This is a genomic window from Viridibacillus soli, assembly GCF_016612995.1.
Lineage (GTDB): Bacteria > Bacillota > Bacilli > Bacillales_A > Planococcaceae > Viridibacillus > Viridibacillus soli.
This window is the reverse complement of sequence record NZ_JAEOAH010000057.1, coordinates 1-26,677: the sequence shown is the minus strand read 5'-3', so window position 1 is coordinate 26,677 and position 26,677 is coordinate 1. Positions and strand designations below refer to the sequence as shown.

At 33.6% G+C, this 26,677-nt stretch carries 25 protein-coding genes and 2 pseudogenes; 7 read left to right on the top strand and 20 right to left on the bottom strand.

Going from position 1 to position 26,677, the window contains the following annotated elements:
• Window positions 1–88: 88 nt before the first annotated feature.
• From JFL43_RS21035 to prsW, 4 genes are all read right to left on the bottom strand, one after another.
• Window positions 89–739: a flagellar brake protein gene (locus JFL43_RS21035; protein ID WP_100796702.1), complete on the bottom strand. Its 651-nt coding sequence runs from the start codon at window positions 737–739 to the stop codon at window positions 89–91.
• 95 nt (window positions 740–834) lie between these two features.
• Complete coding sequence (locus JFL43_RS21030) at window positions 835–2,121, bottom strand: PepSY1/2 domain-containing protein (protein ID WP_200750562.1); 1,287 nt, start codon at window positions 2,119–2,121, stop codon at window positions 835–837.
• 11 nt (window positions 2,122–2,132) lie between these two features.
• The gene (gene sleB, locus JFL43_RS21025) at window positions 2,133–2,939 is read right to left on the bottom strand and encodes a spore cortex-lytic enzyme (RefSeq protein ID WP_200750563.1); all 807 of its coding nucleotides are present in this window, start codon (window positions 2,937–2,939) and stop codon (window positions 2,133–2,135) included.
• A gap of 104 nt (window positions 2,940–3,043) precedes the next feature.
• The gene (gene prsW, locus JFL43_RS21020; protein WP_100796700.1) at window positions 3,044–3,718 is read right to left on the bottom strand and encodes a glutamic-type intramembrane protease PrsW; all 675 of its coding nucleotides are present in this window, start codon (window positions 3,716–3,718) and stop codon (window positions 3,044–3,046) included.
• Between the two features lie 79 nt (window positions 3,719–3,797).
• On the opposite strand from prsW, the pseudogene JFL43_RS21015 reads away from it, so the two are divergent.
• Window positions 3,798–4,295: pseudogene (locus JFL43_RS21015) on the top strand (asparaginase domain-containing protein); the annotation flags it as partial.
• A gap of 977 nt (window positions 4,296–5,272) precedes the next feature.
• Here JFL43_RS21015 and JFL43_RS21010 read toward each other — a convergent pair.
• Window positions 5,273–7,114 (bottom strand): AAA family ATPase, encoded by a 1,842-nt coding sequence (locus JFL43_RS21010; protein ID WP_200750560.1) that lies wholly within the window; start codon window positions 7,112–7,114, stop codon window positions 5,273–5,275.
• 131 nt (window positions 7,115–7,245) lie between these two features.
• Here JFL43_RS21010 and JFL43_RS21005 point away from each other — a divergent pair, with 131 nt between their 5' ends.
• Entirely contained in the window at window positions 7,246–8,271 is a 1,026-nt protein-coding gene (locus JFL43_RS21005) for a DNA adenine methylase (RefSeq protein WP_200750559.1), read from the top strand.
• A gap of 511 nt (window positions 8,272–8,782) precedes the next feature.
• Here the strand turns inward: JFL43_RS21005 and JFL43_RS21000 are convergent.
• Entirely contained in the window at window positions 8,783–9,748 is a 966-nt protein-coding gene (locus JFL43_RS21000) for an asparaginase (RefSeq protein ID WP_200750558.1), read from the bottom strand.
• A 163-nt stretch (window positions 9,749–9,911) separates the two neighbouring features.
• On the opposite strand from JFL43_RS21000, the pseudogene JFL43_RS20995 reads away from it, so the two are divergent.
• Window positions 9,912–10,388 (top strand): annotated as a pseudogene (locus tag JFL43_RS20995) (asparaginase); the annotation flags it as partial.
• Between the two features lie 134 nt (window positions 10,389–10,522).
• Here the strand turns inward: JFL43_RS20995 and JFL43_RS20990 are convergent.
• The 4 genes from JFL43_RS20990 to JFL43_RS20975 all read right to left on the bottom strand — a co-directional run bounded on the left by JFL43_RS20990 (window position 10,523) and on the right by JFL43_RS20975 (window position 15,060).
• A complete protein-coding gene (locus JFL43_RS20990; protein WP_100796698.1) occupies window positions 10,523–11,482 on the bottom strand; it encodes a YpdA family putative bacillithiol disulfide reductase in 960 nt (319 codons plus the stop codon).
• A 361-nt stretch (window positions 11,483–11,843) separates the two neighbouring features.
• On the bottom strand, window positions 11,844–12,506 hold the full coding sequence (locus JFL43_RS20985) for a LysM peptidoglycan-binding domain-containing protein (RefSeq protein ID WP_200750556.1): 663 nt from the start codon (window positions 12,504–12,506) through the stop codon (window positions 11,844–11,846).
• Between the two features lie 75 nt (window positions 12,507–12,581).
• Window positions 12,582–14,027: a RecQ family ATP-dependent DNA helicase gene (locus JFL43_RS20980; RefSeq protein ID WP_200750555.1), complete on the bottom strand. Its 1,446-nt coding sequence runs from the start codon at window positions 14,025–14,027 to the stop codon at window positions 12,582–12,584.
• Between the two features lies 1 nt (window position 14,028).
• On the bottom strand, window positions 14,029–15,060 hold the full coding sequence (locus JFL43_RS20975) for a helix-turn-helix domain-containing protein (RefSeq protein WP_200750554.1): 1,032 nt from the start codon (window positions 15,058–15,060) through the stop codon (window positions 14,029–14,031).
• Window positions 15,061–15,165: 105 nt separating this feature from the next.
• On the opposite strand from JFL43_RS20975, the gene JFL43_RS20970 reads away from it, so the two are divergent.
• Window positions 15,166–15,414 (top strand): ferredoxin, encoded by a 249-nt coding sequence (locus tag JFL43_RS20970; protein WP_100796694.1) that lies wholly within the window; start codon window positions 15,166–15,168, stop codon window positions 15,412–15,414.
• Between the two features lie 344 nt (window positions 15,415–15,758).
• Complete coding sequence (locus JFL43_RS20965) at window positions 15,759–15,956, top strand: hypothetical protein (protein ID WP_100796693.1); 198 nt, start codon at window positions 15,759–15,761, stop codon at window positions 15,954–15,956.
• A 33-nt stretch (window positions 15,957–15,989) separates the two neighbouring features.
• On the opposite strand, the gene JFL43_RS20960 is transcribed toward JFL43_RS20965, so the two are convergent.
• Complete coding sequence (locus tag JFL43_RS20960; RefSeq protein ID WP_200750553.1) at window positions 15,990–16,655, bottom strand: DUF1129 family protein; 666 nt, start codon at window positions 16,653–16,655, stop codon at window positions 15,990–15,992.
• 75 nt (window positions 16,656–16,730) lie between these two features.
• Complete coding sequence (locus JFL43_RS20955) at window positions 16,731–17,051, bottom strand: PadR family transcriptional regulator (protein WP_100796691.1); 321 nt, start codon at window positions 17,049–17,051, stop codon at window positions 16,731–16,733.
• Window positions 17,052–17,276: 225 nt separating this feature from the next.
• Between JFL43_RS20955 and JFL43_RS20950 the strand changes: the two genes are divergently transcribed.
• The gene (locus tag JFL43_RS20950) at window positions 17,277–18,059 is read left to right on the top strand and encodes an enoyl-ACP reductase FabI (RefSeq protein WP_100796690.1); all 783 of its coding nucleotides are present in this window, start codon (window positions 17,277–17,279) and stop codon (window positions 18,057–18,059) included.
• A 184-nt stretch (window positions 18,060–18,243) separates the two neighbouring features.
• Here JFL43_RS20950 and JFL43_RS20945 read toward each other — a convergent pair whose 3' ends face one another.
• From JFL43_RS20945 to JFL43_RS20910, 8 genes are all read right to left on the bottom strand, one after another.
• Window positions 18,244–18,780 (bottom strand): AAA family ATPase, encoded by a 537-nt coding sequence (locus tag JFL43_RS20945; RefSeq protein ID WP_200750552.1) that lies wholly within the window; start codon window positions 18,778–18,780, stop codon window positions 18,244–18,246.
• A gap of 127 nt (window positions 18,781–18,907) precedes the next feature.
• Window positions 18,908–19,432, bottom strand: a complete 525-nt coding sequence (locus JFL43_RS20940; protein WP_200750551.1) for a hypothetical protein — start codon at window positions 19,430–19,432, stop codon at window positions 18,908–18,910.
• Window positions 19,433–19,468: 36 nt separating this feature from the next.
• A complete protein-coding gene (locus JFL43_RS20935) occupies window positions 19,469–19,948 on the bottom strand; it encodes a tetratricopeptide repeat protein (RefSeq protein WP_200750550.1) in 480 nt (159 codons plus the stop codon).
• A gap of 1,204 nt (window positions 19,949–21,152) precedes the next feature.
• Entirely contained in the window at window positions 21,153–22,802 is a 1,650-nt protein-coding gene (locus JFL43_RS20930) for a hypothetical protein (protein WP_200750549.1), read from the bottom strand.
• Window positions 22,799–23,497 carry an ABC transporter ATP-binding protein gene (locus tag JFL43_RS20925; protein WP_200750548.1) on the bottom strand — a complete coding sequence of 233 codons (699 nt, stop codon included), beginning with the start codon at window positions 23,495–23,497 and terminating at the stop codon, window positions 22,799–22,801. Before JFL43_RS20925 ends, JFL43_RS20930 begins: the two co-directional genes overlap by 4 nt.
• A gap of 22 nt (window positions 23,498–23,519) precedes the next feature.
• Window positions 23,520–24,308, bottom strand: a complete 789-nt coding sequence (locus tag JFL43_RS20920) for an ABC transporter permease (RefSeq protein ID WP_100796684.1) — start codon at window positions 24,306–24,308, stop codon at window positions 23,520–23,522.
• Entirely contained in the window at window positions 24,305–25,213 is a 909-nt protein-coding gene (locus JFL43_RS20915) for an ABC transporter ATP-binding protein (RefSeq protein ID WP_200750547.1), read from the bottom strand. The genes JFL43_RS20920 and JFL43_RS20915 overlap by 4 nt, the downstream gene beginning before the upstream one ends.
• Window positions 25,210–25,449 (bottom strand): PLDc N-terminal domain-containing protein, encoded by a 240-nt coding sequence (locus JFL43_RS20910; RefSeq protein ID WP_100796682.1) that lies wholly within the window; start codon window positions 25,447–25,449, stop codon window positions 25,210–25,212. The genes JFL43_RS20915 and JFL43_RS20910 overlap by 4 nt, the downstream gene beginning before the upstream one ends.
• 246 nt (window positions 25,450–25,695) lie before the next feature.
• Here JFL43_RS20910 and JFL43_RS20905 point away from each other — a divergent pair, with 246 nt between their 5' ends.
• The gene (locus JFL43_RS20905; RefSeq protein WP_100796681.1) at window positions 25,696–26,235 is read left to right on the top strand and encodes a helix-turn-helix domain-containing protein; all 540 of its coding nucleotides are present in this window, start codon (window positions 25,696–25,698) and stop codon (window positions 26,233–26,235) included.
• The last annotated feature ends 442 nt before the right edge of the window (window positions 26,236–26,677 follow it).

Below are 26,677 nucleotides of genomic sequence, written 5' to 3'. Positions count from 1 at the left end.
CCGAAACGTCACGAGCAGCTAGTCGCCGAAGCTAAACACAACCTATTAAAACAAAAAACCCTCTAAAATTTAGAGGGTTTTCTGGTATTTAAAAGACGGTTTCCTTTTTACGAATTAACAGTTGACGATCAAAACAGAAACGTACTAAATGCTGACGATCCACTTCATCTGTGTCATTAAAGCTTAATGGTGCAATGACACAATCATCCCTTTCAATAATACGGATGACTTGTGCTTTTGTTTGTACATATTTAACTTCCTTATTTGAAAAAGGTAAAACAATTGTCACTTCAATTTCGTCATCTTCTTTAAATGCTACTTTTTGATTTAAGATGATTGCTGAACCACCAGCGCTGATATCTTCTGCCACAAATTGATAGTATTCATCATTAAAACGTACTGCGACATCAACCGGTGTTAAGACGCGAACAAATTCTCTTCGTTGGATTTTAAGAATTTTTTCATCAGTAGGTAAAGACAACATAATCATCGGAACATTGGCTTTTACTCGACCAAGCACTTCAGTTTTAAAAGCATGAGCTATTTTCGCTTCATCAATAAAAGATGCGTGAAACTGGCTGCCCTCAGATAAGAAAGAAGTTCTATTAGTCGTTGTACTCACCGGATAGTCAATATAAAAAATATTATCCTTTTGTTCCACAACCTTACATTTAAAACATTCCATAGATTCTGAAAAGGTGGGTTCTAATGTGATTAATGTACCTATTTTTAGCTCCATGTCAATCTCCCTTTATGCCACTTTAGTTGTATTTTAATTATGACATGGATTATATATTTATGCTAGAGGTAATACTTTGTTCCTTCTTTCATTTACTACAATTTTTCATTTTTAATGATTTCAGCTGTTTCCGTATCTACTAACACACGAAATGTATGTGGCACGTTCTTATTGTAGTAGACAACTGTCAGCTCGTAACACAATCTTTCTTCCATTTTGTCATTTTCACTATAAGCTAAATCCTCTTCTACAATTTCTACATTTTTATCAAAAAATGTTTTCCAATTTATCTTCTTCATCGGTTGGTTTTTCAATGTTTCTTTTTGGATATATTCCATACTATTGATACCGATTATTTCTCCATTGTCTTTTGCAATTTTCACTTGTACTCCGTCCGCATAAATTTTCGCTTTATTGTCAGGATTAATACGGACGTAATTTAAATGCCATGCCATTGTATTTTCTCGAGAATCCACTATTTTCAAATCATCAAAGCCAAGTTGGTTCATGCGTTTGTTTGCTCGGGTTACTAATTCTTCTTGGCTTAAAGTACTTTCATCAACTGGCCTTTCAACTAAATACGAAAGCAAATGGCCTCCTTTTTTTGTAATATCAGCATACCCTAATCTAATGCCATCATGAAATGTAATGTGATAGAACGGATAGGGAGCAGTTTTCGCACTTTCTTCAATACGAATTGTTGCCTTATCATATTGAGTGAACATCTCTTTAAAGCGTGCCAACGCCTGCTTTTCTGATATTGGTTGATCCTTTAGAGCTTGTAAATCTTTTTTCTTCTGGCGATCTGATTCACTTGATGTTAAAGGGAAATCACTTTCTGTATAGGATTTGACCGATGCAGATAAATTTGTAAAATTACTATCCACATCCATATTCGAAAGTTGATCAAGCCATTTATTATAATGTTTATCCTCTTGTAATAGATGCGCAGTCGCTACATCCCACTCTGATGAAAAGGAGCTTAAGTTTGAAGCAACATTGGTTACACTTTTATTCCAGTTTGCTTTTGATTCCTCTGTTGTCATTGTCAACTTCGCTTGATTTCCTAATCTTCCTAAATAATTCATCCACTGCGTAGTAAATTCTCGATCTAGCGGTAAATCTCCAATCGTTTGACGAATATCTGATGACAAACGCCATACATCCTGTAATGAATCATTTAGTGCAGTAGGATCACTAAATAGCAACGATTGCTGTACTGCCTTTTGCAACTCATTTAGCTGGCTAGATGCACCTGCCATTTTATTTGTATATTGAGCATGTAATAGCTGTTTCAAATTAGTTTTTTCAATAGATGTTGTGTAACTAAATATCGAAAAAACTATAACTGTATAGACGAGAAAAAATGTTAACTTTTTCAATCATACACCTCCTATATGCTGAAAATATGTTGACCGATTGTTTTAATTTGTTTTCGTGTCCAAATCCATCCACTTGTAGCTGTATCCGGGTTGAAATAATAGAGTGCATTTTCAGAAGGATCCCAACCATTCATCGCATCAATCACTGCTTCCATCGCACGTTTATTAGGCGTTAGCCATATCTGTCCATCAGCCACTGCTGTAAATGCTCTTGGTTGGAAAATAATTTCTGAAATCGTATTAGGGAATTCCGGGCTATCCAAACGATTTAAAATAACAGCTGCGACAGCGACTTGCCCTTCATACGGCTCACCTCTTGATTCACCATAGACAGCATTTGCCATTAACTTTAAATCTTGATCTGAATATTTAGTAGGTAGTTGGGTATTTGTTTGGGTTCCTGATCCTGTTCCTGTTCCTGTTCCTGTTCCCTTTTTAACCTGTTCTTCTAGCGCTACCCCACCATAATGTGTAAAACGATTTCCTTTATTTAGCTGTTCCATTACAAATTCCTTATGATAGGTTGAAACAGATGTTAATTTTTTCTTCGTTGACGCACCAGCTATCCCATCAACTGGTAGACCATATTTCTCTTGGAATTTTCTTAGTGCCCAATATGTGCCATAGCCAAATTTACCGTCAATCTTTTCAGTATAATAACTGATATATTGCAGCCTAGCTTGTAGTTCTATGACATCATCACCATTAGCACCTCTTGCTATAACTTGATTTGTAAACGCCTCTCCACGATTAACATCGGTCGTAGAAAAAATAGTGAAAGTCATTAATATGATAAACATTACTTTAAAAAGCCTCATCATCGATTGTGAGCCTCCTTTTTGGTAGAATGTCTCATTCGGCTTTTTTTATACAGAAATCCATAAAAAAAATGCCGTGAGAATCGAATTTGTTCTCTCGGCATTTATATTTTTTTCTGTGCATATAGATGTTGAATTAAATGATTGTGTGCAAGTTTTACTTTTCTAAGTCCAAACCACCATAAAAACAACATGAATGGGATCATTAAATATGACCAATGATCTTCTAAAACGAAGATTAAATTGTATATGATGTGCAATAGTATCGGTGCGAATAAAGCAATTGAAATATATTCATTCACTTTTTCTTTCTTCGAAAATTTCGATTTCCCTAAATAATAACCCATCACGACACCAAATAATGCATGGCTAGAAACTGGCATTAACGCACGTAAAAAAGCCGTATGTACTCCATATGATAGTAAATATAAAATATTCTCCACTGTCGCAAACCCTAGCGAAATTGCGACACCATATAATACACCATCATACGGATCATCAAACTCAACGTGATGGTAAATGGCAATCATTAAAATAAACCATTTAAAAAATTCCTCAACTACACCTGTGAAGAGGATATCCTGTATAAGTGGATTTGAAAATATTTGCTCTTCTTTAAACACGTATTGCAAAAAAAGAATCGGGAACGTTAAAATTGCACCATAAATAAATGTATGGAGCAATGTTCTTCTAGGCTCCGTAGCCATTTGATTGCGGAGGTAAAAAAAGCTGAACAGCGCGAGACCAGGAGCAATCGCCACTGATAATAATATAAACATGTAGTTACCCCTTTCAATCCATGTCTTTTTATTATACCATTCATAACACAGAGCTAAAGTGAAGAAGGGTGGATTTGTCATGAAAAAAACAATTTTATTAATACATACAGGTGGTACCATTTCAATGCAAGTAAACGAAGAGTTAGGTGCAGTTGTCCCAAACGACATTAATCCTTTAATTGTAGAAAGCAAAAAACTAGATCAATATGCCAACATCGTCGAGCTAGAGGCCTTTAATTTACCCTCGCCACATATGACACCGTTTGAAATGCTCAAATTGAAAAATATTATATTAGAAGCTATTTCAAAACAAACAATTGACGGCGTGGTTATTACTCACGGTACTGATACTTTAGAAGAAACAGCATTTTTTCTCGATTTAACGACAAATTTGGATATTCCAATTGTCCTAACAGGTGCTATGCGCTCTTCTAATGAATTAGGAGCTGATGGAGTTTATAATTTAGTTGAAGCCATTCGAGTAGCCATTTCTGATGAAGCGAGAGATAAGGGTGTTCTCGTTGTCATGAATGATGAAATACATGCGGCGGCCAACGTTACTAAAACTTCGACTTCTATTTGTTTATTCCCACCTTTTGAGAGCCTTAGTGTAGTCATTCATAATTAAACAACATAAGAAATTAAAAACCTCATACAACCTATTCCCCTACAGAAAATTTACCCTTATCTCAAATTCATTATCTTTCTCTCTAGTCCATTCAATTGAGTTAATAATGGTTTTATAAATAGTATTTAATTCAATACTATCATTCGAGTTATCCACAGCATTTAAAAATTGTCTTCGGTTGTTATTTCAGTAAAACTATTTTGTTTCATTTGTTCATGATTTAAAATTAATTATTAATTCTGTCTCAGTAATTTGTTGATTTATAGCTAAATTACAAACGACACATTAAATATAAAATGAAAAAGGCATTTACATTTTAGTTTTGTTTATTCCAAAGAGTTGTATCTCACAATTAGTCATATATAAATTAATATTCAAAGTATGGAATTTACTATAAATAGTCAATTATTTCTTATCACAAAAAAACAACAATCCATAATATGAATTGTCGTCCCTTATTTTAATTTTCTCCAATCAATGCCTAATAACATTTCACTTTACTTAATTCCAATACTGTACTCTCTCTTTTTAAATTTTGTGTTTTCTTATCTAAAGAAAAAATTTGGTCTATTGCTATAAAAATTTGTTTATTAGTATTTGCATATCCCCCTATTAAATTTTCTAAAAGCCCATATCTCAACGAATTCAAATTAGGGGTACTCACAGTCTCAGCTTTAAAATGTTATTTTTGATTTGATATATTCTGGAATAAACTTTACGTAAGTTAATTAAAACGACATTAAGCACCTATTCGCATTTATACCCAAATGTTAACTTTGAGATTACTAATAGTATGACTAGATCGCTCAAATACAACCGCTGAAGAAAACTAAATTTCTGGGCAATCAATTTTCAAAAAAATTTAAATAACCAAAAGAGCCTATGGATATTTCATTACTCAAATATCCACAGGTTATTTTAAGATTTTATCCAATGCCCATGGGTTCTTTTGAGACTTCAGCCAAAACAGTAGGTAATATTAAATTAGTAGAGATTCCTGCTATCGCACGTAGCTTATTAAACATTGTAGCAAAATCTTTAATAAACTCTTTTACTTCCTTTTCATTAGACACATCATTTAACCAATATTTATATACTTGTAATAAGAAAAATGTATCTTCTTTAAATAATTCTTTATATTTTTCTCTCCTCATACCACTAGTTGACTTTCCTGCTTGCTTTGCTTTTAGAATATCTTCCTCAATTTTTTCTTGCTTTTTCATTATATTTTCAATTACATAACTTTTTTGATATGCATATTCTATCAACGTAGGTTGCGTCCAAAAGTTTATATATTCAGTGCGTTCTATAAGTAATTTTAAATAATTTAATAAGAGTTCCTCAGGATTCTTGTTGCCTGGAAGAGTTATAATTTTTTTGGGCCAATCATTACTCTTATCTCCATCTAAAATACAAAAAGCATTTACCAAGTTATTTACTAAATATGTATCGCTGAACATATTTATCAAACTTTCCGAACCTAAATTCATATCTACAAAATGTAAATAAGAAGAAGCACGCTCAAATAAATTATTATCTTTGTCCAAAGATTTTATATAATCTAGAGTAACTTCTATTAAAAGTCGAGCTTCATTATCTTCAGTAAATACAGCAATTTTTTTTGAATAATCGTCTTGATTTCGCTTTTGTTTTAAAAAGTTTCGAATAAGTGAAATATCTAAATTTCCGCCAGTAGGGTTCTTTAGTTTCTCTACATTTTGAATTAAATCCATTAAATATACTACGTTTTGTTTACGTTTTAAAGCAACCTCTAATAAGTCAATACTATGCGTTGTTCCAATAACTTGTATCTTATATTTTTCTGAGTACTCTAAAAGCATAGTATATAACTTTTCTTGAAAAAAAGGATGTAAAGTAGCATCGAGTTCATCAATTAATAATATACTTTCTATTTCCTTTTCACTTTCACTTTCACTTTCACACAAAGTTTCATAATAGTACCTTAGCGATACTAAAGCTGTAAGTATAATATATAGATTATCTTCCCCCGCCGAAATTGTATTAGAATCCACGCCTTCTTTTTCAGTAGTAAAGTCAGGTCTAATTTTTTGTTTACCTAAAGAAGTGAATTTTTCAGAGGTATTAATCTTTACGTTGGTGAAGTCTTCATAAATTTCATTTATGTATGCTATGTAATCATCAGGAAGTTTTTTATTTAAAGATTTCAAAACAGGTGTTGAATTATTTCTAGTAATCAAATCGTTCAAAACTTCTTTATTTTCTTCTGATAAGCTAGACATTATTTCTTCTGGTATCGATAATTCTGAAGAGTCTTCTATTTCACCATAAGTGATAAGGCGACTTAGTCCCAAATAAATTACAGGCAACTCGGGTAATTTCTCACTTTCTCCTTTTGGATAATAAGGTTTTAGAGAATATCTAAAATCAGAACTTCCTTTTCCAGAAATATGTTTTCTGAAACTTAGACTGTAACCATCTAAATAAGTTACATTTAAAATATCTCCAGTTATATCTTTAGCTGGGTCGTTATTGGTCTTATCTCCCTTAGTTAAATTCTCTACTTTAGGGTTAAATTTATTATTAAGCTGTTGAATTATTTTTAAGCAGTTTTGTATTTCTTTACTTTTAGTATTTTGGATTACTTTCTTATAACTGTTACTTACTAAATAAAGCAAAGAGGATTTACAAGTCCCATTCCCTCCAGAAATTAAATTAACATTTTCTGAGAACTCAATATCAAAATCCACCAATTTTCTATATTTAACGATATCTAATTTTTTAACCAAAATATATGCTCCTTTTTTATGCCTTCACATAATTTTACATCATTTAATTCAATGGCCAAGCATTAATTTATATGATAGTATGAATAATATATTAAAAATAGCAAAATTAATTTATAAAGTGGTGTTATATTATGGACATAAAGGTTTTAAAAAAAATAATCCAATCTAAGTTAAATATACAATTAGAAAAATATACCTTGAATTTCTCTTCTCCTCAAAACCCTTTCAATCTTGAAAAATTCATAAAAAAAATAATTAAACAAAGTCAAATAACTCCTAACATAGGAATTGAAAAAATTTTCTTCGAAAACCTTTCAATTGAAGAATATAAAGCTTACAAAAATCTTTACAATATAAAGAATAATCTATCGCCTTTAAGATATCCTGGTGCTAAAAGTAAGGTATTAAATAGATATACTAAATACTTTAAAACTCCACATATTGACTATAGAGAACCTTTTGTAGGAGGAGCTTCAATCTTTCTAGGCAAACACTCAGTTGATATTAATATTTTGAATGATAAAGATTTTAACGTCTATGCTTTTTTATATTCCGTTAAAAATCATCCAGATTTGCTATGTGAAATGGTGAAAGAAACTATACCAACAATTAATTTATGGTTAAATAAAAAAGCAGCTAATTCAAATGATAAAGATATATTAGAAACTGCATTCGACTTCCTTTTTTTCAATAGAACTAATTACTCTGGAATTTATAATGCTAATCCTTTAGGTGGACTAGAGCAAAAATCTAAATATAAAATAGACTGCCGATGGAATAGTGATAGATTATGCAAACAAATTAAAGAAATGAGTAATAAGCTAAAAAACGTAGAATTATTAAATGTTGACTTTGAAGAAATAATATTAAGGGAAGGCAATGGTGTTCTGCTGATTATCGATCCCCCTTACTACCATAAAGGAAATAGTTTATATTCTGCGAAAATGGATCATAACGATCATTTAAGATTGGCTGAGTTACTCAAAAATACTAATCATAAATATTTACTCACTATTGATGACTGTCCTGAAACAAGGGAAATTTATATAAATGAAAATACATATGTTAATCAAGAAACTTGGAAATATACCATTCACTCTAAGAAGACTGATAACAATGGTAAAGAACTTTTCATTTCAAATTTCCCAGTAAATTAAATAATATTGGTACCATAAAGGTATCAATATTAATAAAAAGCTTGGAAATACCTATAAAAAAGGCTTTCCAAGCTTTTTTCTATTCCTACTTGATAATTCCTGGATATTTTTAAGTAATATTTTGCAGTACACGGTTTATATGTTTTTCTAGGTATCTTGAGGTTTCCCTACGTACTTCCAATCAAGTTAAAAATCATACAGCCAATTAACTTCACTGCACGGATTCCGATTGCGTACATTCCCTCTATTTATTGTTTAACAGTATTAATTTTCTTGAAAGTAATACATTTCATTAATTTTAATTTCATTATATGGTTTATATATTTTTTTACTAAATACATTAATCAAGGGTTATTTTTGTTTTTTGAAAATGAGTTATAACCTCAAACCATAATGGAACATGCTTATATTACTATCTTAATGCAATATGTTTATAAAAAATCATTATAATATAAAAAGGGCTCCTATAAAAAAGAGTCCCCCAATTTTTTAGTTCCTGAATAATTTCACACTAAAAGTATAATTCTAAATCCTCTATTCCATTTGCTAATAACAATGCCAATTTAATTCTAGCCTTTTTAGAATCTAAATCTCCACCCATTATACAATCTTTAGATAGTAAATCATTAGCGCTTCCTTTGTAATCATAAGTTGGATACACTCTACCCTCTGTTGTAGATGTTGTAATAACAATTTTTGTTTTGTAGTTTAACTTTTTATCTAATATCTCGGAAATATCTGCTGCCACTTGTCCTCTTCCTGAACCTTCAATAATAATGCCATCAATATCTTTCCCTAATAAGAATTCAAACAACATGCCATTTTGACCAGCAAATGTTTTAACAATATCTACATAAGGAATGCTGACATTTTTTATATTGATGACTTTTTCTTTAATTGGTTTTTGATACAAATAAACAGTATCATTATCTACTATTCCTAAATATCCTCTACCTAATGAATCGAATCCTTGAAGGTTAGATGAATGTATTTTCTTAATGTAACGAGCTGAATATATTCGTTCGTTGAATACGACTGTAACTCCAGTATTTTGCATATTCGAATCTGTAGCACAAATAATTGAGTTACGTAAATTTGAATACACATCAGAACCTACGTCTGAAAGTGAGCGTTGAGATCCTGTTACAATTACAGGTTTATCTGAATCAATAGTTAAATTTAAGAAGTAAGATGTTTCTTCTAATGAATCTGTTCCATGAGTAATTACTATTCCACTAACATTTTCATCTTCAAGTTTTTCGCTTATTAGTAGTGATAATTCTTGCATTTTGTGAATATCAATATGCATACTTGGTAAGTTAAATAATTCAATTATCTCAATATTAAATTCGTCTTTGCTTAACCCACAAAGACTAACAATTTGTTCTCCATTAAGTGTTCCAGATGTTAATTTCCCATCTGCTGTTTTTTCACTCGCTATTGTACCGCCTGTTGAAATTACCAATACTTTTTTCATTGATATGTCACCTCTTGGTGGATATTATAACATTAAGTTTAATGAAAATAAAAGATGTGGATAACTTTTTACCGTTGTCCACATCTCTAAAATATTGATATATAAAGGTTTATGGGGATAGACTAACCTGCGTCTTTTCAAATGTCTCATAAGTACAATGTAAACGAGTAGCGTAGGAACTTTCCAAAGTCCTCAGTATGGGCCACTTGGACTCATTACTAAAACGATGATTCATTTTCACCATGCACCTTTACAAAAACATTATGTAGAAGTGTCTACGATTGAAAAAAAAGTCGCCTTATTTAAAGTGTATGCAGGAATGGAAGTCGATCTTTTATATGCGGCTATTGATTGCCATTATGATGGTGTCGTTTTAGAAGGACTTGGACAAGGAAATGTACCTCCAGCTGTTGTAGCTGGAATTAGGGCGCTACTCGATCACCAAATTCCAGTCGTTTTAGTTTCACGCTGCTTTAACGGTATCGCACAAGGCGTTTACGGTTATGACGGTGGTGGTAAAATGCTTGAGGATATGGGTGTGATTTACGCTCCAGGGATTAGTGGTCAAAAAGCTCGTTTAAAACTTTTAATTGGCTTAAATCAAGTACATTCTCCAATCGAAGTTGCACATTTCTTTTAATAAATTTGTTATATTCAGGATTTTTGTTGAGATTTATATAAAAAAGGAATTTCAAATTAGAAATTCCTTTTTTTATTTTCGTTAAAGCAGTCTCCTAGTCAAAAAAAGGTTTGTGAGACAGCTTTTATATTTTCTTATTTTGTTTGAATACAACTTGCAATTTGACCACCGTGGAAGCGGCCATTTTCAATAAAGATTTCATTGGCATTATTCCCTGCAGCAATAACGCCTGCGATAAATAATCCTGGGACATTAGTTTCCATTGTAGCTGGATCAAATGTTGGGCGACCTGTTTCCCTGTCAACTGTAACGCCCATTGCACGAATGAAATCATGGTCTGGATGGTAGCCCGTCATAGCGAATACGAAATCGTTTTTCACTGCGAATTCTTTACCCTCTTTGGATAAGATAACCTCATCTTCCTTAAAGGCTACGACATTTGTATCGAACATCATTGCTACTTCGCCATTACGCACAAGTACATCAAAGTCTGGCAGTACCCAAGGCTTGATGCTTGGTGAGTATTCTGAGCCACGATAAACAACCGTTACGCGAGCACCTGCTTTATGAAGTGCTAACGCTGCGTCTATAGAAGAGTTTTTGCCTCCAACGACTACTACATCTGTATCAAAATAAGGGTGTGCTTCTTTGAAATAGTGATGTACTTTTGGCAACTCTTCCCCTTCAATGCCTAAATAATTTGGATGGTCATAATAACCTGTTGCAATAATGACATACGGTGTCATATATTGATCTTTATCTGTTATTACTTTGAATGTACCGTTTATTGGCGTTACATTTTGAACTGTTTCGAAGCGGTTAATTTGAATATTTTTTCGTTTCACAACCTCGCGATAATAGACTAACGCTTGGTTACGTTTCGGTTTTTGTTGTTCAATAATAAATGGCACATCACCAATGGCTAATTTTTCACTTGAACTGAAAAACGTTTGATGTGTTGGATAATTGTAAATGGCATTGACGATATTACCCTTTTCAATAACGATTGGCTGTAAACCTATTTCTTGTAATGAAATCGCTGCCGCTAAGCCACAAGGGCCGCCCCCAACGATAATTGCATCAACTTGACGCATTGATCTTCACTCCTCATAAATAAACATCTCCGAAAAACGAGGAGATGTGACAATAAGTACTCTATTAATAATTCCATTATACGCTCATGCATTGAAAAATTCTTGCTATATGCCCATTTCAAATGAATAAAAAAACAGACAATGATAATTTTGTCACTGTCTGTACCAAAATATTCTTATTATTTTTTGAAAATGAAGAACGTGGTATTAAAAGGCTATAAGATAATATGTAATTTTTATTACAGAGCATTTCATAACGCTTTCTCCTTGGGCTTATTCTTTGATATCAATGCTTATCAAGATGCTCAAATTCCATTATTCATAACTACTATTTTCAATGGAATCTGCTGTATGCTAGTAGCTATTGCGGAATAGCCAATCGCGTTCCAACGATGACATTATCAGAAGTCATGCCATTTGCGTATTTGATTTTCGCCATACCATCCATACTGCCATAATATTTCATCGTAATGTTATATAGGGTATCCCCTGTTTGAACAGTATGTAAACGATCATTTGCTTGCGCTTGTTGATAGGCCTCTTGTGGTGTTGGTGATGTGGGTTCATTAGCCACCGCATTGTCATTTGGAGTGTTTACTTTATTATTTACTGGAGGTTCTTTAATTGTTTTGTTATCCTCTTTTTTAGGTACACTCGCTTTTTCTTTCTTTGCAGTATCCTCTTTAGTCGTTTCTTTTCCTTTTTTGTCATCCGATTTATCTGCAGTATTTGCTTTTTTGTTTGTTTCAAATCGTACATGAGCCTTCTCTAATTCCGTTTCTTCATTTTTACTCTTGTCATAGAAAAACCCTACATAAATAAGAATTGATACGGGTATCGATATAAAGATAACGGCTAAAATCGTTGGTAGTGGATTAATACGTCGTTTCTTTTTCTTCTTTTTACTGCCACGAAGCTGACTGCGGGTCATTCTCGAAGGGTTTTCATTGTTCTCGGAATCGAGCTTTAGCTTAATGGTTTGTCGATGCTCTTCTATTTTTTCACGATAATCTTCTTGAGCCATCTTAACCCCTCCTTTTTTCACTAGTACCACTCTATATTATGACGAAATAAAAGGGAAATGTAAATGTACGTTCCGCTATATATTCGGCAATAAGACACTCAGTCTTTCTCCCCAAGAAGGCATATATCCCAACGTTTCTAAATGCTCTCTTTCTTTCAAAATCACACCATACTCTATACCACAATAATGACAACACTGATTCGGCTTCTCATTTAATGACTGACCAAAATAATGTAAGAGCTGCTCCCGTATACACTTCTGAGCTGTCACCATTGTTTTCATTTCATCTACTTGGCTCACTTTGCTTAGACGAATATCAACTAGCTTTTGTTGCACCTCTTGTGGAGCCAATCTTTGCATCCAATAAGATAGTACACGGAATCCTGTTTCACTTATTTGATGCATATCTAGCATAACCGCTGGGTTTTCCTCGCGCCCAGTATACTCTAAATACTGTTCGACATGCCTCTCTTGCGGAATGTCTTCTGTTATGATGAATTTCGTCATATCTTCATCCTTTTGAACATAGAGCAAAATAGACAGCGCATCCTGTCCATCACGCCCCGCACGACCAACTTCCTGCATATAATTGGCTACTGTTGACGGAATATGGTCGTGAATAATTTGACGCACATTATCCTTATGAACCCCCATACCAAAAGCGTTTGTTGCACAAATCCATTCCAGTTGCCCCGCCAAAAATTGCTGTTGAATAAATTGGCGGTCTTCCGCTTCCATACCAGCATGATAAGCCGCTGCACGAATACCATTTGATAAAAGCCGCTCTGTATAGATTGCCGTTTTTTTTCGGGATTGTGTATAAACAATGCCCGGACCGTGCGTTTTCAAAACATGCGCCAAAATCCAAGGTGCTTTTTCAATTGGTTTTTCTAGTTGCACCACATCATAATGCAAATTTACGCGGTCCACAGAATGAATATATTCAAACGGTTGTGACATATGCAAATACGCCTTAATATCTTTCACAACAGCCTCTGTTGCTGTTGCACTTAATGCTAAAATTGGCGGTCGATTGACGGCGTCCATCCAGTCGGTAATTTTCAAATAATCCGGTCTAAAATCAAAGCCCCATTGTGAGATACAATGCGCCTCATCTACAACAACAAGGGCAAATTGCGCTTGACGAAATGCCGCCTGTACTTGTGAATTCTTCAGCATTTCTGGTGATGTAAAAATGAATCGATACTGCCCCAAATGCTGTAATACATTTCGTTTCTCAGACATTTGCAAAAAAGAATTTAATGCTATAACTCGCTTTTCCCCAAAACGTTTTAATTGCTCCACTTGATCTTGCATTAATGACAATAATGGCGAAATAATTAAAACCGGTCGATTAAAAACATATCCCGGCAATTGATAACAAAGTGATTTCCCCATACCCGTAGGTAAAAGTGCAACTACATCCCGCTTTTCTATGATTGCTTCAATTACTTCTTTTTGTCCTGGACGAAATGTTGAGTAACCAAAATGTTGCTCTAATAACTGTTCTAAATTCGCCATTTTACATTACTCCTTTCGCCGCAAGTATGAGCCTGATTTGAAAATAGGACAATTCAGGCATACTATCACGCAGTACTTTTAATTTTTTACTATTCATTTGTTGCACTGCATAGACGATTGCTTCCACATCCTGTTGTGCCACAAATTGTTCGAGTGGGAACTCTTGCAAACTCATCGCCATCTCAACTAGATGATCTTCAATCGTACTCCCTTTCAATCGGCGTATTGCACTAATCTGTTCTAAAGTATATCCTTGGTGAAATAAATTTGCTGTCTTCTGAGCTGACTCCGTTAAGAGCTGTTCAATCCGAATACCTTCAGCCAATTGAGACAAATAGTATTTCGGCCCTTTATATAAAGCATCTAGCCACGCATGAAGCACCTCTAAAAAAGCAAGCTGCACATCTAATAAAGTGCTCTCCTGCTCCCGCGCTAACTGCTCCCAAGTCCAGCCTGGTGTATTAAACCCCGTTAAACGATAAAGTAAAAGATTCAACGATGACTCTTCTACTGGCAAACCTTTAAGAGAATCTGAGATTTCATCGCGGATAGTTTGGATGAACGCATTTGATTTATAATTATTTTTCACCAAATAATGTTTAACCCATAATTGAATATCTTCGTTTTTTTGTATAGGCGCAAATGACTTAACTTCTTGAACACTATACGATAACGATTGTATGACTAATGATAATCTTTTGAAAAAGATATGCTCATTCCCACGATAATACCAACCATTAAATTGCATCATTTTACTACCGTTCGCTTTTTCCCTACCAGCATTTGTTAAGATAAAAAACTGTTCGTCTTTATATGTAGCATAACCTTTTCCGACCAATTGCTCCGCTTGGTCTAAATATTTTTCCTTTGACAGTTTTGGTGTTAAGCCGAAAAATGCATGGAGATTAAAATTTCCTACATCTTGAATTGTTTGGCCTGAACGTTTCCCTTTAAGTAAATGAAAACCTGCTGAAACGGAGCGTTCTCCACCAAATTTATGAAAGATCTGTAACAATAAATGTTGAAAGTACACGGTGATTTCCCCCTTTCATAAGTAATTTAGGTTGAAATGTGTTGAAAAGCACTTTAGAATGAAAAGGAAGCTAATTAGGAGCGATTGTAAAAAGGAGAGAGAATCATGGCGAAATTTACCATTGTCGATAAAGATACATGTATAGCATGTGGCGCTTGCGGAGCTGCGGCACCAGATATTTATGATTACGATGACGAGGGGATTGCCTTCGTTATTTTAGATGATAACATGGGAACGGAAGAAGTTCCAGATGATCTATTGGAAGATATGCAAGATGCATTTGAAGGCTGTCCTACTGATTCAATTAAAGTAGCTGACGAGTCATTCGAAGGCGATTCATTGAAATTCGAATAGAATTTACAGAGCAAAAACTTAGATCGCCCGTTTACACCTGACAAGCACTGGAGAGCCCGAAGTGAAGTCACTCTTTGACTTCGCGCATGAGCGTTCGAAGTGATTTGAGAGTATGGTGCTCGGAGCTGAATGCACCGACTATAATTTTTTTAACAACTAGAAAGTCATTTTCACTTTTGTGGAAATGGCTTTTTTTATTTTTGTCATGTTCAAAACTGTTTGTCCATATAATGAGTGAAAAGTACGGTCGTTATTATTCGTACTAAAAGTAGTATTTTTACGAGGATTACAGGCAGATTGCTATTTTAGATGTATTTCATATATGGATATAGGGGGCATGTATTATGAGGAATTTTATTATCACACTACTAAAATTCGCTTTATCCTTATTTTTCATTTTTACGTATGTTAAGATTTTTTCAGAAGCAGGCCCACTAATAACGGTTGATTACGATGTGCGCGAAATCATTTTCATATTTATTGCTATGATGCTCGGCATTATTTCTGCTGAAATGCTAATCACTGTTTTCCGTTTTGAATAACAGAAAAACTGCAGAAATTAATCTGCAGTTTTTTTAATATCTTTTTGTCCGATCGCGTTTCATTAAATAACTAATTAGTAATAGCGCTGATCCGGCACCTAGCTGAGCAAACCATGTAATATTTACAAGAGGGCCTAACTTGTCTGTGAAATAGAGAATGCCCATAAATAACCCGAACGTTCCCGTTCCAACCAAACCCGCTTTTATAATAGCACTTGTAGACATTTTTTCTTCAAATGCACCTTTTTTTAATTGCTGCAAGATTAAGTAAAGTAGTCCCCCACCTATTGCAACAAGTGCCACGACATTAATAATGGCCGAGTATAAATAAATTTGATCTGATTTAGTAAAATAACGACCAACCGCCCCAATAATAATGAACCAGCCCATTAAGTCACATAATATTTCAACACCAAATGTCATAAGGCTGCCCTTTTTCTCCTTCGGCAATGCATCCACAATGTCGTCTGCATACGCTTTCGGATTTGGACCAAATACATCCACTGCTGTTTTGCCTTCCTCCTCGGCGATCAATAAATGATCGAGCATTTCCATTAAAACTTCCTCAGACTGACGTTCAGAAAGTAATACATGTGCTCTTACATAGACGAGTAATTTATCGAAATACGCTTGGTTCTCTTTCGTTAATAGCTTACGTTTTTTGTTATTTTCTGCTATTATTTTTTTCACGATAACCATTTTAACTAAACTCCTTCCATTAGTTATCCACTACGCTTCAAATTTCATGAATGGATCAATTTTTTGTATATTTCCCTACCCCTTCATCAGCTTCCCAACCGCATCTGAAATGCCGAGCCACTCTGAGCGAATATCATCTAATGCCTCTTTACCAGCTTGGGTAAGTTGATAATATTTGCGATTTGGCCCAGATTCTGAAGGTCTCATTTCACCTTTTATCAAATTATTCTTTTGAAGACGTAGCAGGACTGGATAGATCGTTCCTTCACTAACATCCGCTAGTCCAACTGTTTGCAGCTTTTTTGACAGCTCATAGCCGTAAACCACTTCTTTTTCAATAACAGCCAGTACGCAGCCATCTAATATGCCCTTCAGCAATTGACTTCTTATAGACAATGGATTCACCCCCTCCCAGTACAGTACATTGCATGGCAAGGTAGCTGGTCGAAAAAATAAGCTACTTTGCATTACCAAGTAGCTATCCTAACTATACAATGAGGTGATTTGGCTGTCAACTATATTGTTATGCAAAGTAGTGAAATTGTTAGTTGCATTCATAACGGAATTAGGTTAGAATTTTTAGTATCAGGTACTAACAGTAACTATACACAGGAGGCTATTATGGAGAACTTACTACAATTAAAAGATAAAAATATCGTCGTAATGGGCGTGGCAAATGACCGTAGTATAGCTTGGGGAATCGCAAAATCACTATTCGCAGTCGGTGCTAAGGTCATCTTTACATATCGAAAAGAACGCTCTTTAATGAAATTAGAAAAACTAATGGCGGGCTATGAAGATCAAGAAGCGACTTTCATCCAATGTGACGTTAACAGTGATGATAGCATTAAAGCGGCATTTGATGAAATTGGGGCTAAATTTGGTACGATTCACGGCATCGTGCACTCTGTTGCATTTGCTAATGCTGAGGATTTAAAAAACCGTTTCCTTGAAACATCACGTGATGGATATGCTTTTGCACAAGACACAAGTGCCTATTCACTAATTGCAGCTGCAAAAGCTGCACACCCTTATATGACTGAAGGCGGTTCAATTGTGACTATGAGTTATTTAGGTGCAGAACGCGTCCTAGAAGGCTACAATGTTATGGGTGTTGCAAAAGCAGCCCTTGAAGCATCTGTCAGATATTTAGCAGCAGATATCGGTGCGGACAATATTCGCGTAAACGCAATTTCAGCTGGTGCGATTAAAACATTAGCAGCAAAAGGTGTTCCTTCATTCAATAAGATTTTAAATCGTATTGAAGAAAGCGCACCATTAAAACGTAATGTTACACAAGCTGAAGTAGCTGATATGACAATTGTTATGCTTAGTCATTTATCTCGTGGCGTCACTGGCGAAACGATTTATATTGATGGCGGCTATAATATTATGGGTATTTAATTTTGAAACGCACTCTTTGGGGTGCGTTTTTTCGATTACAATTGACACTTTATCCTGAAAAAGATCTAAGCACCAAAACGGCGAAATCCAGCTACAACAATTCAAATAGCAACCATGCCAAAACATTTTATAGCACCGCTTTCTTTCAATTTTACGCCTTTAATCCTCATTCAAAACTCACAATTCAAGAAAAACAATGATCATTCTGAATATAGTCCATTACCCGATCAATATATGATTCCAAAGGCTGTGAAGTATCTACCTTAAGACAGTTAATCTGTTCAGGCTTCTTACTATTTTGAATCGTATATAAAAAATCCTCTTTTGAATTTACTGATGCTATTTGGCTCAACATTCGATTTCTTGAAGCTAAACGATGATTAATTTCTTCAAAATCATTTAAATAGCACTCCACATATTTATAAATTACATTATGCTTTTTCTGTAGTGAAAGCCCTCTTTCAATCAATTCATCATATAAGCATGGACTATCTAAAATCACACTATTATCTAACCCCAAATAATAATCGATTAACTGCCAATCGATTGCATAAGAAATAGAACCGGATGTTTTTCTATCTAAGGTTTCTGTACTACTCATTAATAGTGCAGATTTGATGATATCATGATCGATTATAATCGCCCCAGTACGCTTTGATATAGCTTGCGCTAAAGTTGATTTACCTGAACCAGGGAATCCCGACATTTGAATGAAAAACACTGTATCATTCCTCCTTAAATATAAAAACGACCACATTAATCATAGTTCATTCTATATTTAAATGTACTTTAGCATCTTTACTTGAGTACGCTTTTAGCCATGAAGTATCTTTTTTTATATCCATTCGCTACTCCATAGATTTGTTATTAACACAATGAATGGCTTCTCTAAATCGTTCCATCAACACGGAAGTCTTCGCAATAATGACTACCTCATCGCCATCAATTGTTAGAAGATAATCGTCATTATAAAAAGCTATGAGTGCCGTTGGGTTTCCATTCACTATCGTCATAAAATAGCGAATGACTTCAACAATCTTTAAATTTTTGATATTTGTATAAACACTTTTATAGCCATCTTCAAGATCTACATATTCATATTCCTTCCAGTTCTTTATCTTAATTGCCTTGTTCAATCTTTGTTTATTAAAATAGAATGGTCCTTTCACCCCCCTAGAAAAATAATAATTAAAAAAGCTTACATCTATCTTGGAGTCTTCTTTAAATAGTAAAGAAACTAGATTTCTCACAAAAGATGGTTCACCCTTAAAAGCTTCAAAAACAATGGAAATTCTTCTATCTTCAGTTACTTGATGATATGGACTTTCATCTCCTTGTAATAACAAATTGAAATTCTGTTTGATTCTTTCCAATACTTCAACTCCAATCTTTTTTATAAGCCTTCTTTACTACCATACTTGATGCAGTTTATCTTTATAAAATTCAATAGCACTTTGGTACTCTAGGATACTTTCATCAGCAGCAGAAGAAATGACAACATCTAATAATTGTTCAATAGAATCATCATGCTTTTTCAAGTTGAACAACGTCATCGCGTAAAATACTTGGAGTACTTTATAATCCGGGTATTTACTGATGCCCGTCTGAAATACTTCTTCTGATTTTGAATATTCTCCTATTGTCCGATACGTACTACCTAAACCTAAATAAGCAGCTCGTTCATCGTGATTATCTAATCCTAATGAAATAGCTTTTTCATAATAAGGAACGGCTTCTTTTTCAAGGCCTAAAACGTCAAAACTCCACGCAGTTTGGTAATTCACATATGCATCTTCTACATAATCACTATGTATATTCATCATTAATTGATTGGATTCTTTCAACAAATTGTCGGCTCTTAGTTTTCGTGCTTTTTCAAGTCTTTCCATATACTGCCCCACTTTCCCTTATACTACAGGTTAATTGTAAAATTGCTATTTCATAGGAACAAACCTACTCTCACTCAATTTATATTATATGAATCAGTACCTCTTCCGTTTTGCCACATGCTCCAATTTCTTTGTACAACTTACACAATGAAAGTTTTTCATTTTTCTCTCTTTATATAACTTGTAATGCTTCGTGCCTTCCAACATTTTATATGGTTCTTTACACAAGCCGCAGATTACTTCGTAGTAGATAGTCATTTTTCATTTCTCCTCACTTATTTTTAGTAAGAATGCATTTAATACTGCATTTTCTCAAAATCCTAGTTAACGACTTCAATTATTCCGTTTTCAACTAAACTAACCATTATTAAACATATAATAGTTTCCCTACTATAATTGAAAAAGTTCTTATTGGTATTTTTCCACTCCTTTAATTAATATCAAATCCATGCATCTAATTATCCTATAAATTCAAAATAATTACACTAAAAAAGACTAACTGATTTCAGCTAGTCACTTGTTTGATGAAGGGGTAGGGAAAGACGAGTCGGGTGGGTATGAAATCTTTTCGGGCTTAAGTTTAATCAAAGAAGTTTTATGTTCTTACTACAATAAGCTAGTGAGCAGGTAAGCCTTTTTAAAATTTATAGGTAATGGAAGAATTATATCTGGGTTAGCAGTGGATGATGGCGCTATAGTCCACTTTGAAAATGGTGAATTAGTAAAAAATATCGTTCCAAAGAAAAACTCATCGGCTTATTATCTACCAACAGATAACAAACATACGGAAGAACATGTTGAAGTAATAATGCTAGATTAGTCTTTTTCAATCGGTCAAACGCCCAATGTCTAATCAACAAAAATTATAGGTAGTATTGAAATTAAGTAAATTAATAATGAATTAGAGTAAATATATCAGGTGTGTTTATTAGGAAAATATAATATTAGGTTGTTATTTGCCATTAAATTGTTTTTTATGTTCGATATTAACGTATGTTACTACATTTTTTAATTGATTGTAGCGGAGGGTGCTCGCCTGCGGAAAGCGAGCATCCCGTAGCGGAAATCAACCTACCACTTTAATAGTAATAGTTAATATTGGTTAATTAACACGCCTGGTAATATATTTTGTCCTTGTAGTGGATTGACTAGATTCGTTGAAAAATCGCCACCACCGAGTACAATAAAGTGCTTCGTCTTATTGTTATTGTTGCAAGTCACGGTCTGCTACCTCACGTTTCTTCGTATATCTTACATTGATTTGAAGATAGTTTTTTAATACCCATACAAGTACACTTAGCATACAAAACATTACTACTATCAACATAACTATTGACGAATTAGATGTAGTTCCTAAAAAGAGAAGATAGAAGTGGATACTTACAATTAAAATTGGAATAGGTAATCCATAAAAAAGACTAACCAACACATTTGGATTTGACTTAATTGCTTGTGATGGATTCTCCCATTCTATACTCGGATTTTTCATATCATAAATAGGAGTGAGCAGATTGTAGCAAAGGACAAGTAGCAAAACCAAGAGCATCATTAGTAAAGACTCCTTATTCCAATTACCAAACAATATATATACTAGGTAACTGAGTAAGATGCCAAGCATACTAGTTGCAGAAGCTACGAGTACTTTTATTAGATAAATTTTCCGAATACTAAAGGGAAGAGTACGAATCAGATTATAATAGCGCCCTTCTCTCGAAAAAGGCGTTCCACTGATGTTATTCACACAGCTAATTAAAAAGATACTATACGCAAAATACTGGTCAAAATATTTTATTAGAGGCATTATCATATCGGTAGTAAACCAATCACTTTGAATAACTATTAATAAAATGCATGCAAAAACCGGTGGTAGCAATAGAGTGAGCCCTATCTGCAGTTTAAAATATGCCTCTGATTGGATAACCCATAATTCCCTTTGTAAATAGTTAACAAAAGTATTTTTCCCTTTATATAATTTAGATTTTTTCAGACCGATTGGATTCATTTGAAGAACACCATTTTTCAAATAGTTCACTGAGATATTGCTTATAGTTAATCTCCATAATAACCCACTTATCAATAGTAATACTACGATTACAAATCCAAAAACCTCAGCATGTCCTCTAGTAATAAAAACATTCACAACGAATGAGATAACTGGAATATCTTTAGTTGCTTCATACATCTCACTTAACAAAAGAATGACCGTATTTTTCCATGAAATTATATCTGATACATCCATTGTTGAAATCACAGGCGTGAATCTAGCTTGAAAATAGTATCCTATAAAACTAGCAACCGCTACAGCAAGTAATACTGCTATTGCAATATTTATTGTTAAATAAGCAATTGCACTCCGAATCTTTCCTCGAAAGCGATTGACAAGTGACAGAACATATATTAAAAAGAGCGCTGTTACTAAATTGGTTAATGGTAAGAACAAAACGAGCTTCAAAAGTTCAACAAAATGGAATGTGGCGATAAGAAAGATTAGCGTTGAAAATTGTGTCATAATTGAAATACTGATAGGCACTAGCAAACTACTACTTACCTTAGCCGCTACAACCCGTTCAGGATTAAGTGGCAATGCTACTAGCATGTTAAATTCATGGTAATTGAATACATTTGAAATAGATAAATAAGTAACGAGTGCGAAAACCAAAATATTCGAAATAATTAGATTGTACATCATGAATTCTTCAAGATTACCTAGTGCATAAACCGCAATATTCACAGCTGTTATTTGCAAAAATAAATAGAAGCAAGCAATCATTAATACTACTTGTAACATAGGTTGCTTTGGTTTTGAATAAAGGGACGTGACAAAAAAATATGTTAACGGAAATTTATGCTTCATTCTCTTTGTCTCTCCATAAAAATTGATTCTAAAGTATTCTCTTCTCCCATCACTTTTTGAATGTCTTCATGTAAGATAATTTTCCCATCTTTCAAAATAGCGACAGTACTACAAATCTTCTCTGCAATATCTAGTAAATGGGTAGAGAAAAATACTGTTCCACCTTCCTTTACATAATTTTTCACGCAATCTTTGAATGTCATAACAGCTCTTGGATCTAGACCATTTAACGGTTCATCCATTATTATAATAGGAGGCTCAATTGTAAATGCAGCAATAAGTGCCATCTTATGTAGCATGCCGTAAGAATAAGTTCCCATTGGTTTGTGAATCGCTTTTTCCATACTAAATTGTTCAACAAAATAACTCAGTTTCTCCGTCTGCTCTTGATCGTACAATTTCAACATAAAGGAAATCCAATCATATCCAGAAACATTTTTAAATACATTTACCGTGTCCGGAATAAAGAAAAACTGTTTTTTATATTCCAGATCATCAGATGCAGTCAAACCATTTATCATTATCGTTCCCTCATCTGGATTCAAAATTCCTGTAATGCTATTCAATGTCGTTGTCTTCCCTGCACCATTGGCTCCAACAAATCCAAGTATTTCTCCTTTTTCAATCTTTAGTTCAACTCCATTTAAAATATTCTTATTACTATATTGCTTTTTTAAATTAGAAATCGTTAACACTATTTCACCCCTCTTTTTACCTTTAGCTCTCATGGAATTTTTTTTGCAGAATCCAATAATGTGTGATAATTACTGTTAGCAGTACCCAAATAATTGTCACTAGTAAATTAATAGATAAGTTTGCACCTATTGAGCCCGATATAAGTAAATTCATCGCATGCTGGCTCATTCCAGCTGGGTTTACTGCATCTAACATTGGATGTAGTCCAACTAACATCCTACAAATTAGTAATGTAATGATCCCCACTATTGCAATTAGCGCTTGGCTATTTAAAACTGCACTTAGCATTGTTATGAACGATACGCTAAAAAGGACCCACACTAAATAACATAATAGCGCTCCTATCAATTGTGATAATTCTACACTTGTAAATAAAAAATGAATGTATAACAAAGAAATGAAATAGCCAATTCCCACACTTACTGAGACTAATAAATAATTGAAGACGAGTTTCCCACCAATATAAGAGCTAACAGTAACTGGTCTTGTTAAAATAAAAGCTAACATACCACTTGATTTATCAGACTGAATTAGCCCCATCATTGCAATGACAATAATCATTATGCCAAGTTGATCGAATTGTGAGCCCAGCGTCGCAGCAAGGACCTGTCCCCCTGTCTGTTCAATCATTGTTGGATCAATTGAAATTCCTTGCGTACCACCAAGTACTTCTAAAATAACGGGTAAATAATATGTCATGATTGGCTGGGTAGCACCTAAAAAAACAAAAACAAGTGGCAACCATATTACTTTAAAATCTCGCAGGACTTGACTATATTCTTTTTTCATCAAAACTCCCAATGAATTCATGCGCCCACCACCAATTTCAAAAATATTTCTTCAAGTGTTTCGTTATTATCCATCTCAAATCGAATGATATCAACATTATTTTCCAATGCGTTCTGGATAAGTTTATTTTTATGTTCAGCAATATCATCTAATGTGATTTTCACTTTATTACCAATCGTTTCTGCACTTTTTACATAGGGAAGCACTTTCACAATATCTATCCAAAATTTATCGTTCGGTGTGATTTCTACACAAACAACAGGTTTACTATTACGACTTATCAAGTCAATCATTGTAGTATCTTCTATTTTTAGTCCATTTTTAATGATGACGAATCTTTCACATATTTCCTCTGCGTCACTTAATATATGTGTGGATAATAATATAGTCGTTTCTTTCTTTATTTCCTGAATCAAGTTTAGTACCTCTCTTCTACCAATCGGATCTAAGGCTGAGACCGGTTCATCCATAACGATAAAAGCTGGTTTATGTAACAATGCCTGTGCAATACCTAGTCTTTGCTTCATACCCCCAGAAAAAGTTCGGACTTTTTCATTCTCTTCACCTGAAAGCCCCACTTTTGCTAACATAATGGGAATCTCCTTTATCAACTCTTTTTTTGAAATGCCCGAAAGCTGCCCCATAAATAAGAGTGTTTCTTTTGCCGTCATCCATTCATAAAAGTTTGGATACTGGGGTAAATACCCTATTTCACGCTTCATTTTCGAAATATTTTTCCCTTCTAAAAGTACTTCACCTTCATCTGTATGAAGGATATCGGCAATTATCTTAATTAGCGTTGATTTTCCCGCCCCATTAGGTCCTATTAATCCTACACATTGCCCGATTTCTAATACCATTGAAAATTGACTAACCGCTTTCTTTTCCTTGAATTTTTTTGTTACATTTTTAATTTCTAGTTTCAATATGTCCTACCATCCTTTCTTCCTATTACAAAATATAAAACCGGGCCAATTATATTGCACAATAAAATTAAAAGTGTCCATATAAAAATGTTTTTCCTTGTCTTACGATTACGGTATAAATCAATTAACGCAATCAAAATAAGAATAAATCCAACTGCCATAAAAGGTAATATAATTGGTAATATTGCCATCCAATCGATAGCCTTTAATTCATCCACCCCATAATGTAACTGCATATTAATATCCCCTCTCTTGAAATTAATAAATATTATCATTATTGATAATGATAATATAAGTGAGTCACATTTGTATAGTCTTTTCTAAAATTATTATGTTCGAACAAATAATTGTAAATCACGATGCTATTATCGTTGTATTCTGTAATTTGTTTTTTTCTTAATTCATGTCGATAATGTTATCATTATGAATAACGAATAATTTTTTCGCTATTCATAAATAGATTTTTTTCAAAAGGAGAAATTATGATTAATAAAGCTGAAGTTTTAATTCACCCTGTCCGAATGAAAATATCTCAAGCACTTATGAGAAATAAAGACACTGGTCTTACCCCCCGTGAAATGGTGAGAATTATAGAAGATGTACCACAAGCTACACTATACAGACATATTCAAGTGCTTTTGGATGCCGGTATTATCCAAATTATAAGAGAAAAGAAAGTTAGAGCTGTATTTGAAAAATACTATATACTTAACGAAGAAGCTGCTCGACTCGACTCAGAAGACTGGCAGAAATTATCTAAAGAAGAGAAGGTTAGTTACTTATCTTATTATCAATTATCTTTAATGACTCAATATCAAGGTTATCTTTCTGGATTAGAGCAAGATGGATCAAAAGAAGACAAGGCGACCTTTTCACTTTTAGAATTAAAAATTGATGATGAACATTTTGATAATTTTCAGCAAGAATTAAATAATTTAATGCTCAAATATTATAAAGAAAAAACTGATAATCAAAATATCCCTACACGTACAATTGCAGTTACAATTATTCCAAAGTCTTAGCCTAAAACTAGGTTAGGACTTCATTTTTACAAATAGATCCAAATGAGTTATTTTTTTTGTTAACACATCTATTAATAATCGATTGATACATTTGGGTTTTAGATATTCTATTTACTCTCAATTCATAAATCAAAAGGATGACTTTCATAATGGCGCGATCAATATGGAATCATATTAAATGGCGCCTTTTATTTACAGACATTCCCTCAAATATAATTTCACCAAATTTTATAATTAATCATTCTATAGATTCAAAATAGTTATATAAAAAAGGACTAACTGATTTCAGCTAGTCCTTATTCCCCCTGATGCAGATATCTCACTTCATCATGAAAACTCCTTCAACTTTCAATTTCGTGCGTTTGTTTTAAAGTAAGCATATCAGATGCCCTCAGTTCATCACTTTCTATAACCATCACCTGCATACCAAATTCACTAGAAG

Excerpts from the sequence above, each read along its gene's own strand:
- JFL43_RS21035 (WP_100796702.1), bottom strand. The coding sequence starts at position 739 with ATGGAGCTAAAAATAGGTACATTAATCACATTAGAACCCACCTTTTCA.
- sleB (WP_200750563.1), bottom strand. The coding sequence starts at position 2,939 with ATGAGGCTTTTTAAAGTAATGTTTATCATATTAATGACTTTCACTATT.
- prsW (WP_100796700.1), bottom strand. The coding sequence starts at position 3,718 with ATGTTTATATTATTATCAGTGGCGATTGCTCCTGGTCTCGCGCTGTTC.
- JFL43_RS21005 (WP_200750559.1), top strand. The coding sequence starts at position 7,246 with ATGGACATAAAGGTTTTAAAAAAAATAATCCAATCTAAGTTAAATATA.
- JFL43_RS21000 (WP_200750558.1), bottom strand. The coding sequence starts at position 9,748 with ATGAAAAAAGTATTGGTAATTTCAACAGGCGGTACAATAGCGAGTGAA.
- JFL43_RS20990 (WP_100796698.1), bottom strand. The coding sequence starts at position 11,482 with ATGCGTCAAGTTGATGCAATTATCGTTGGGGGCGGCCCTTGTGGCTTA.
- JFL43_RS20985 (WP_200750556.1), bottom strand. The coding sequence starts at position 12,506 with ATGGCTCAAGAAGATTATCGTGAAAAAATAGAAGAGCATCGACAAACC.
- JFL43_RS20980 (WP_200750555.1), bottom strand. The coding sequence starts at position 14,027 with ATGGCGAATTTAGAACAGTTATTAGAGCAACATTTTGGTTACTCAACA.
- JFL43_RS20970 (WP_100796694.1), top strand. The coding sequence starts at position 15,166 with ATGGCGAAATTTACCATTGTCGATAAAGATACATGTATAGCATGTGGC.
- JFL43_RS20965 (WP_100796693.1), top strand. The coding sequence starts at position 15,759 with ATGAGGAATTTTATTATCACACTACTAAAATTCGCTTTATCCTTATTT.
- JFL43_RS20960 (WP_200750553.1), bottom strand. The coding sequence starts at position 16,655 with ATGGTTATCGTGAAAAAAATAATAGCAGAAAATAACAAAAAACGTAAG.
- JFL43_RS20950 (WP_100796690.1), top strand. The coding sequence starts at position 17,277 with ATGGAGAACTTACTACAATTAAAAGATAAAAATATCGTCGTAATGGGC.
- JFL43_RS20935 (WP_200750550.1), bottom strand. The coding sequence starts at position 19,948 with ATGGAAAGACTTGAAAAAGCACGAAAACTAAGAGCCGACAATTTGTTG.
- JFL43_RS20930 (WP_200750549.1), bottom strand. The coding sequence starts at position 22,802 with ATGAAGCATAAATTTCCGTTAACATATTTTTTTGTCACGTCCCTTTAT.
- JFL43_RS20920 (WP_100796684.1), bottom strand. The coding sequence starts at position 24,308 with ATGAATTCATTGGGAGTTTTGATGAAAAAAGAATATAGTCAAGTCCTG.
- JFL43_RS20910 (WP_100796682.1), bottom strand. The coding sequence starts at position 25,449 with ATGCAGTTACATTATGGGGTGGATGAATTAAAGGCTATCGATTGGATG.
- JFL43_RS20905 (WP_100796681.1), top strand. The coding sequence starts at position 25,696 with ATGATTAATAAAGCTGAAGTTTTAATTCACCCTGTCCGAATGAAAATA.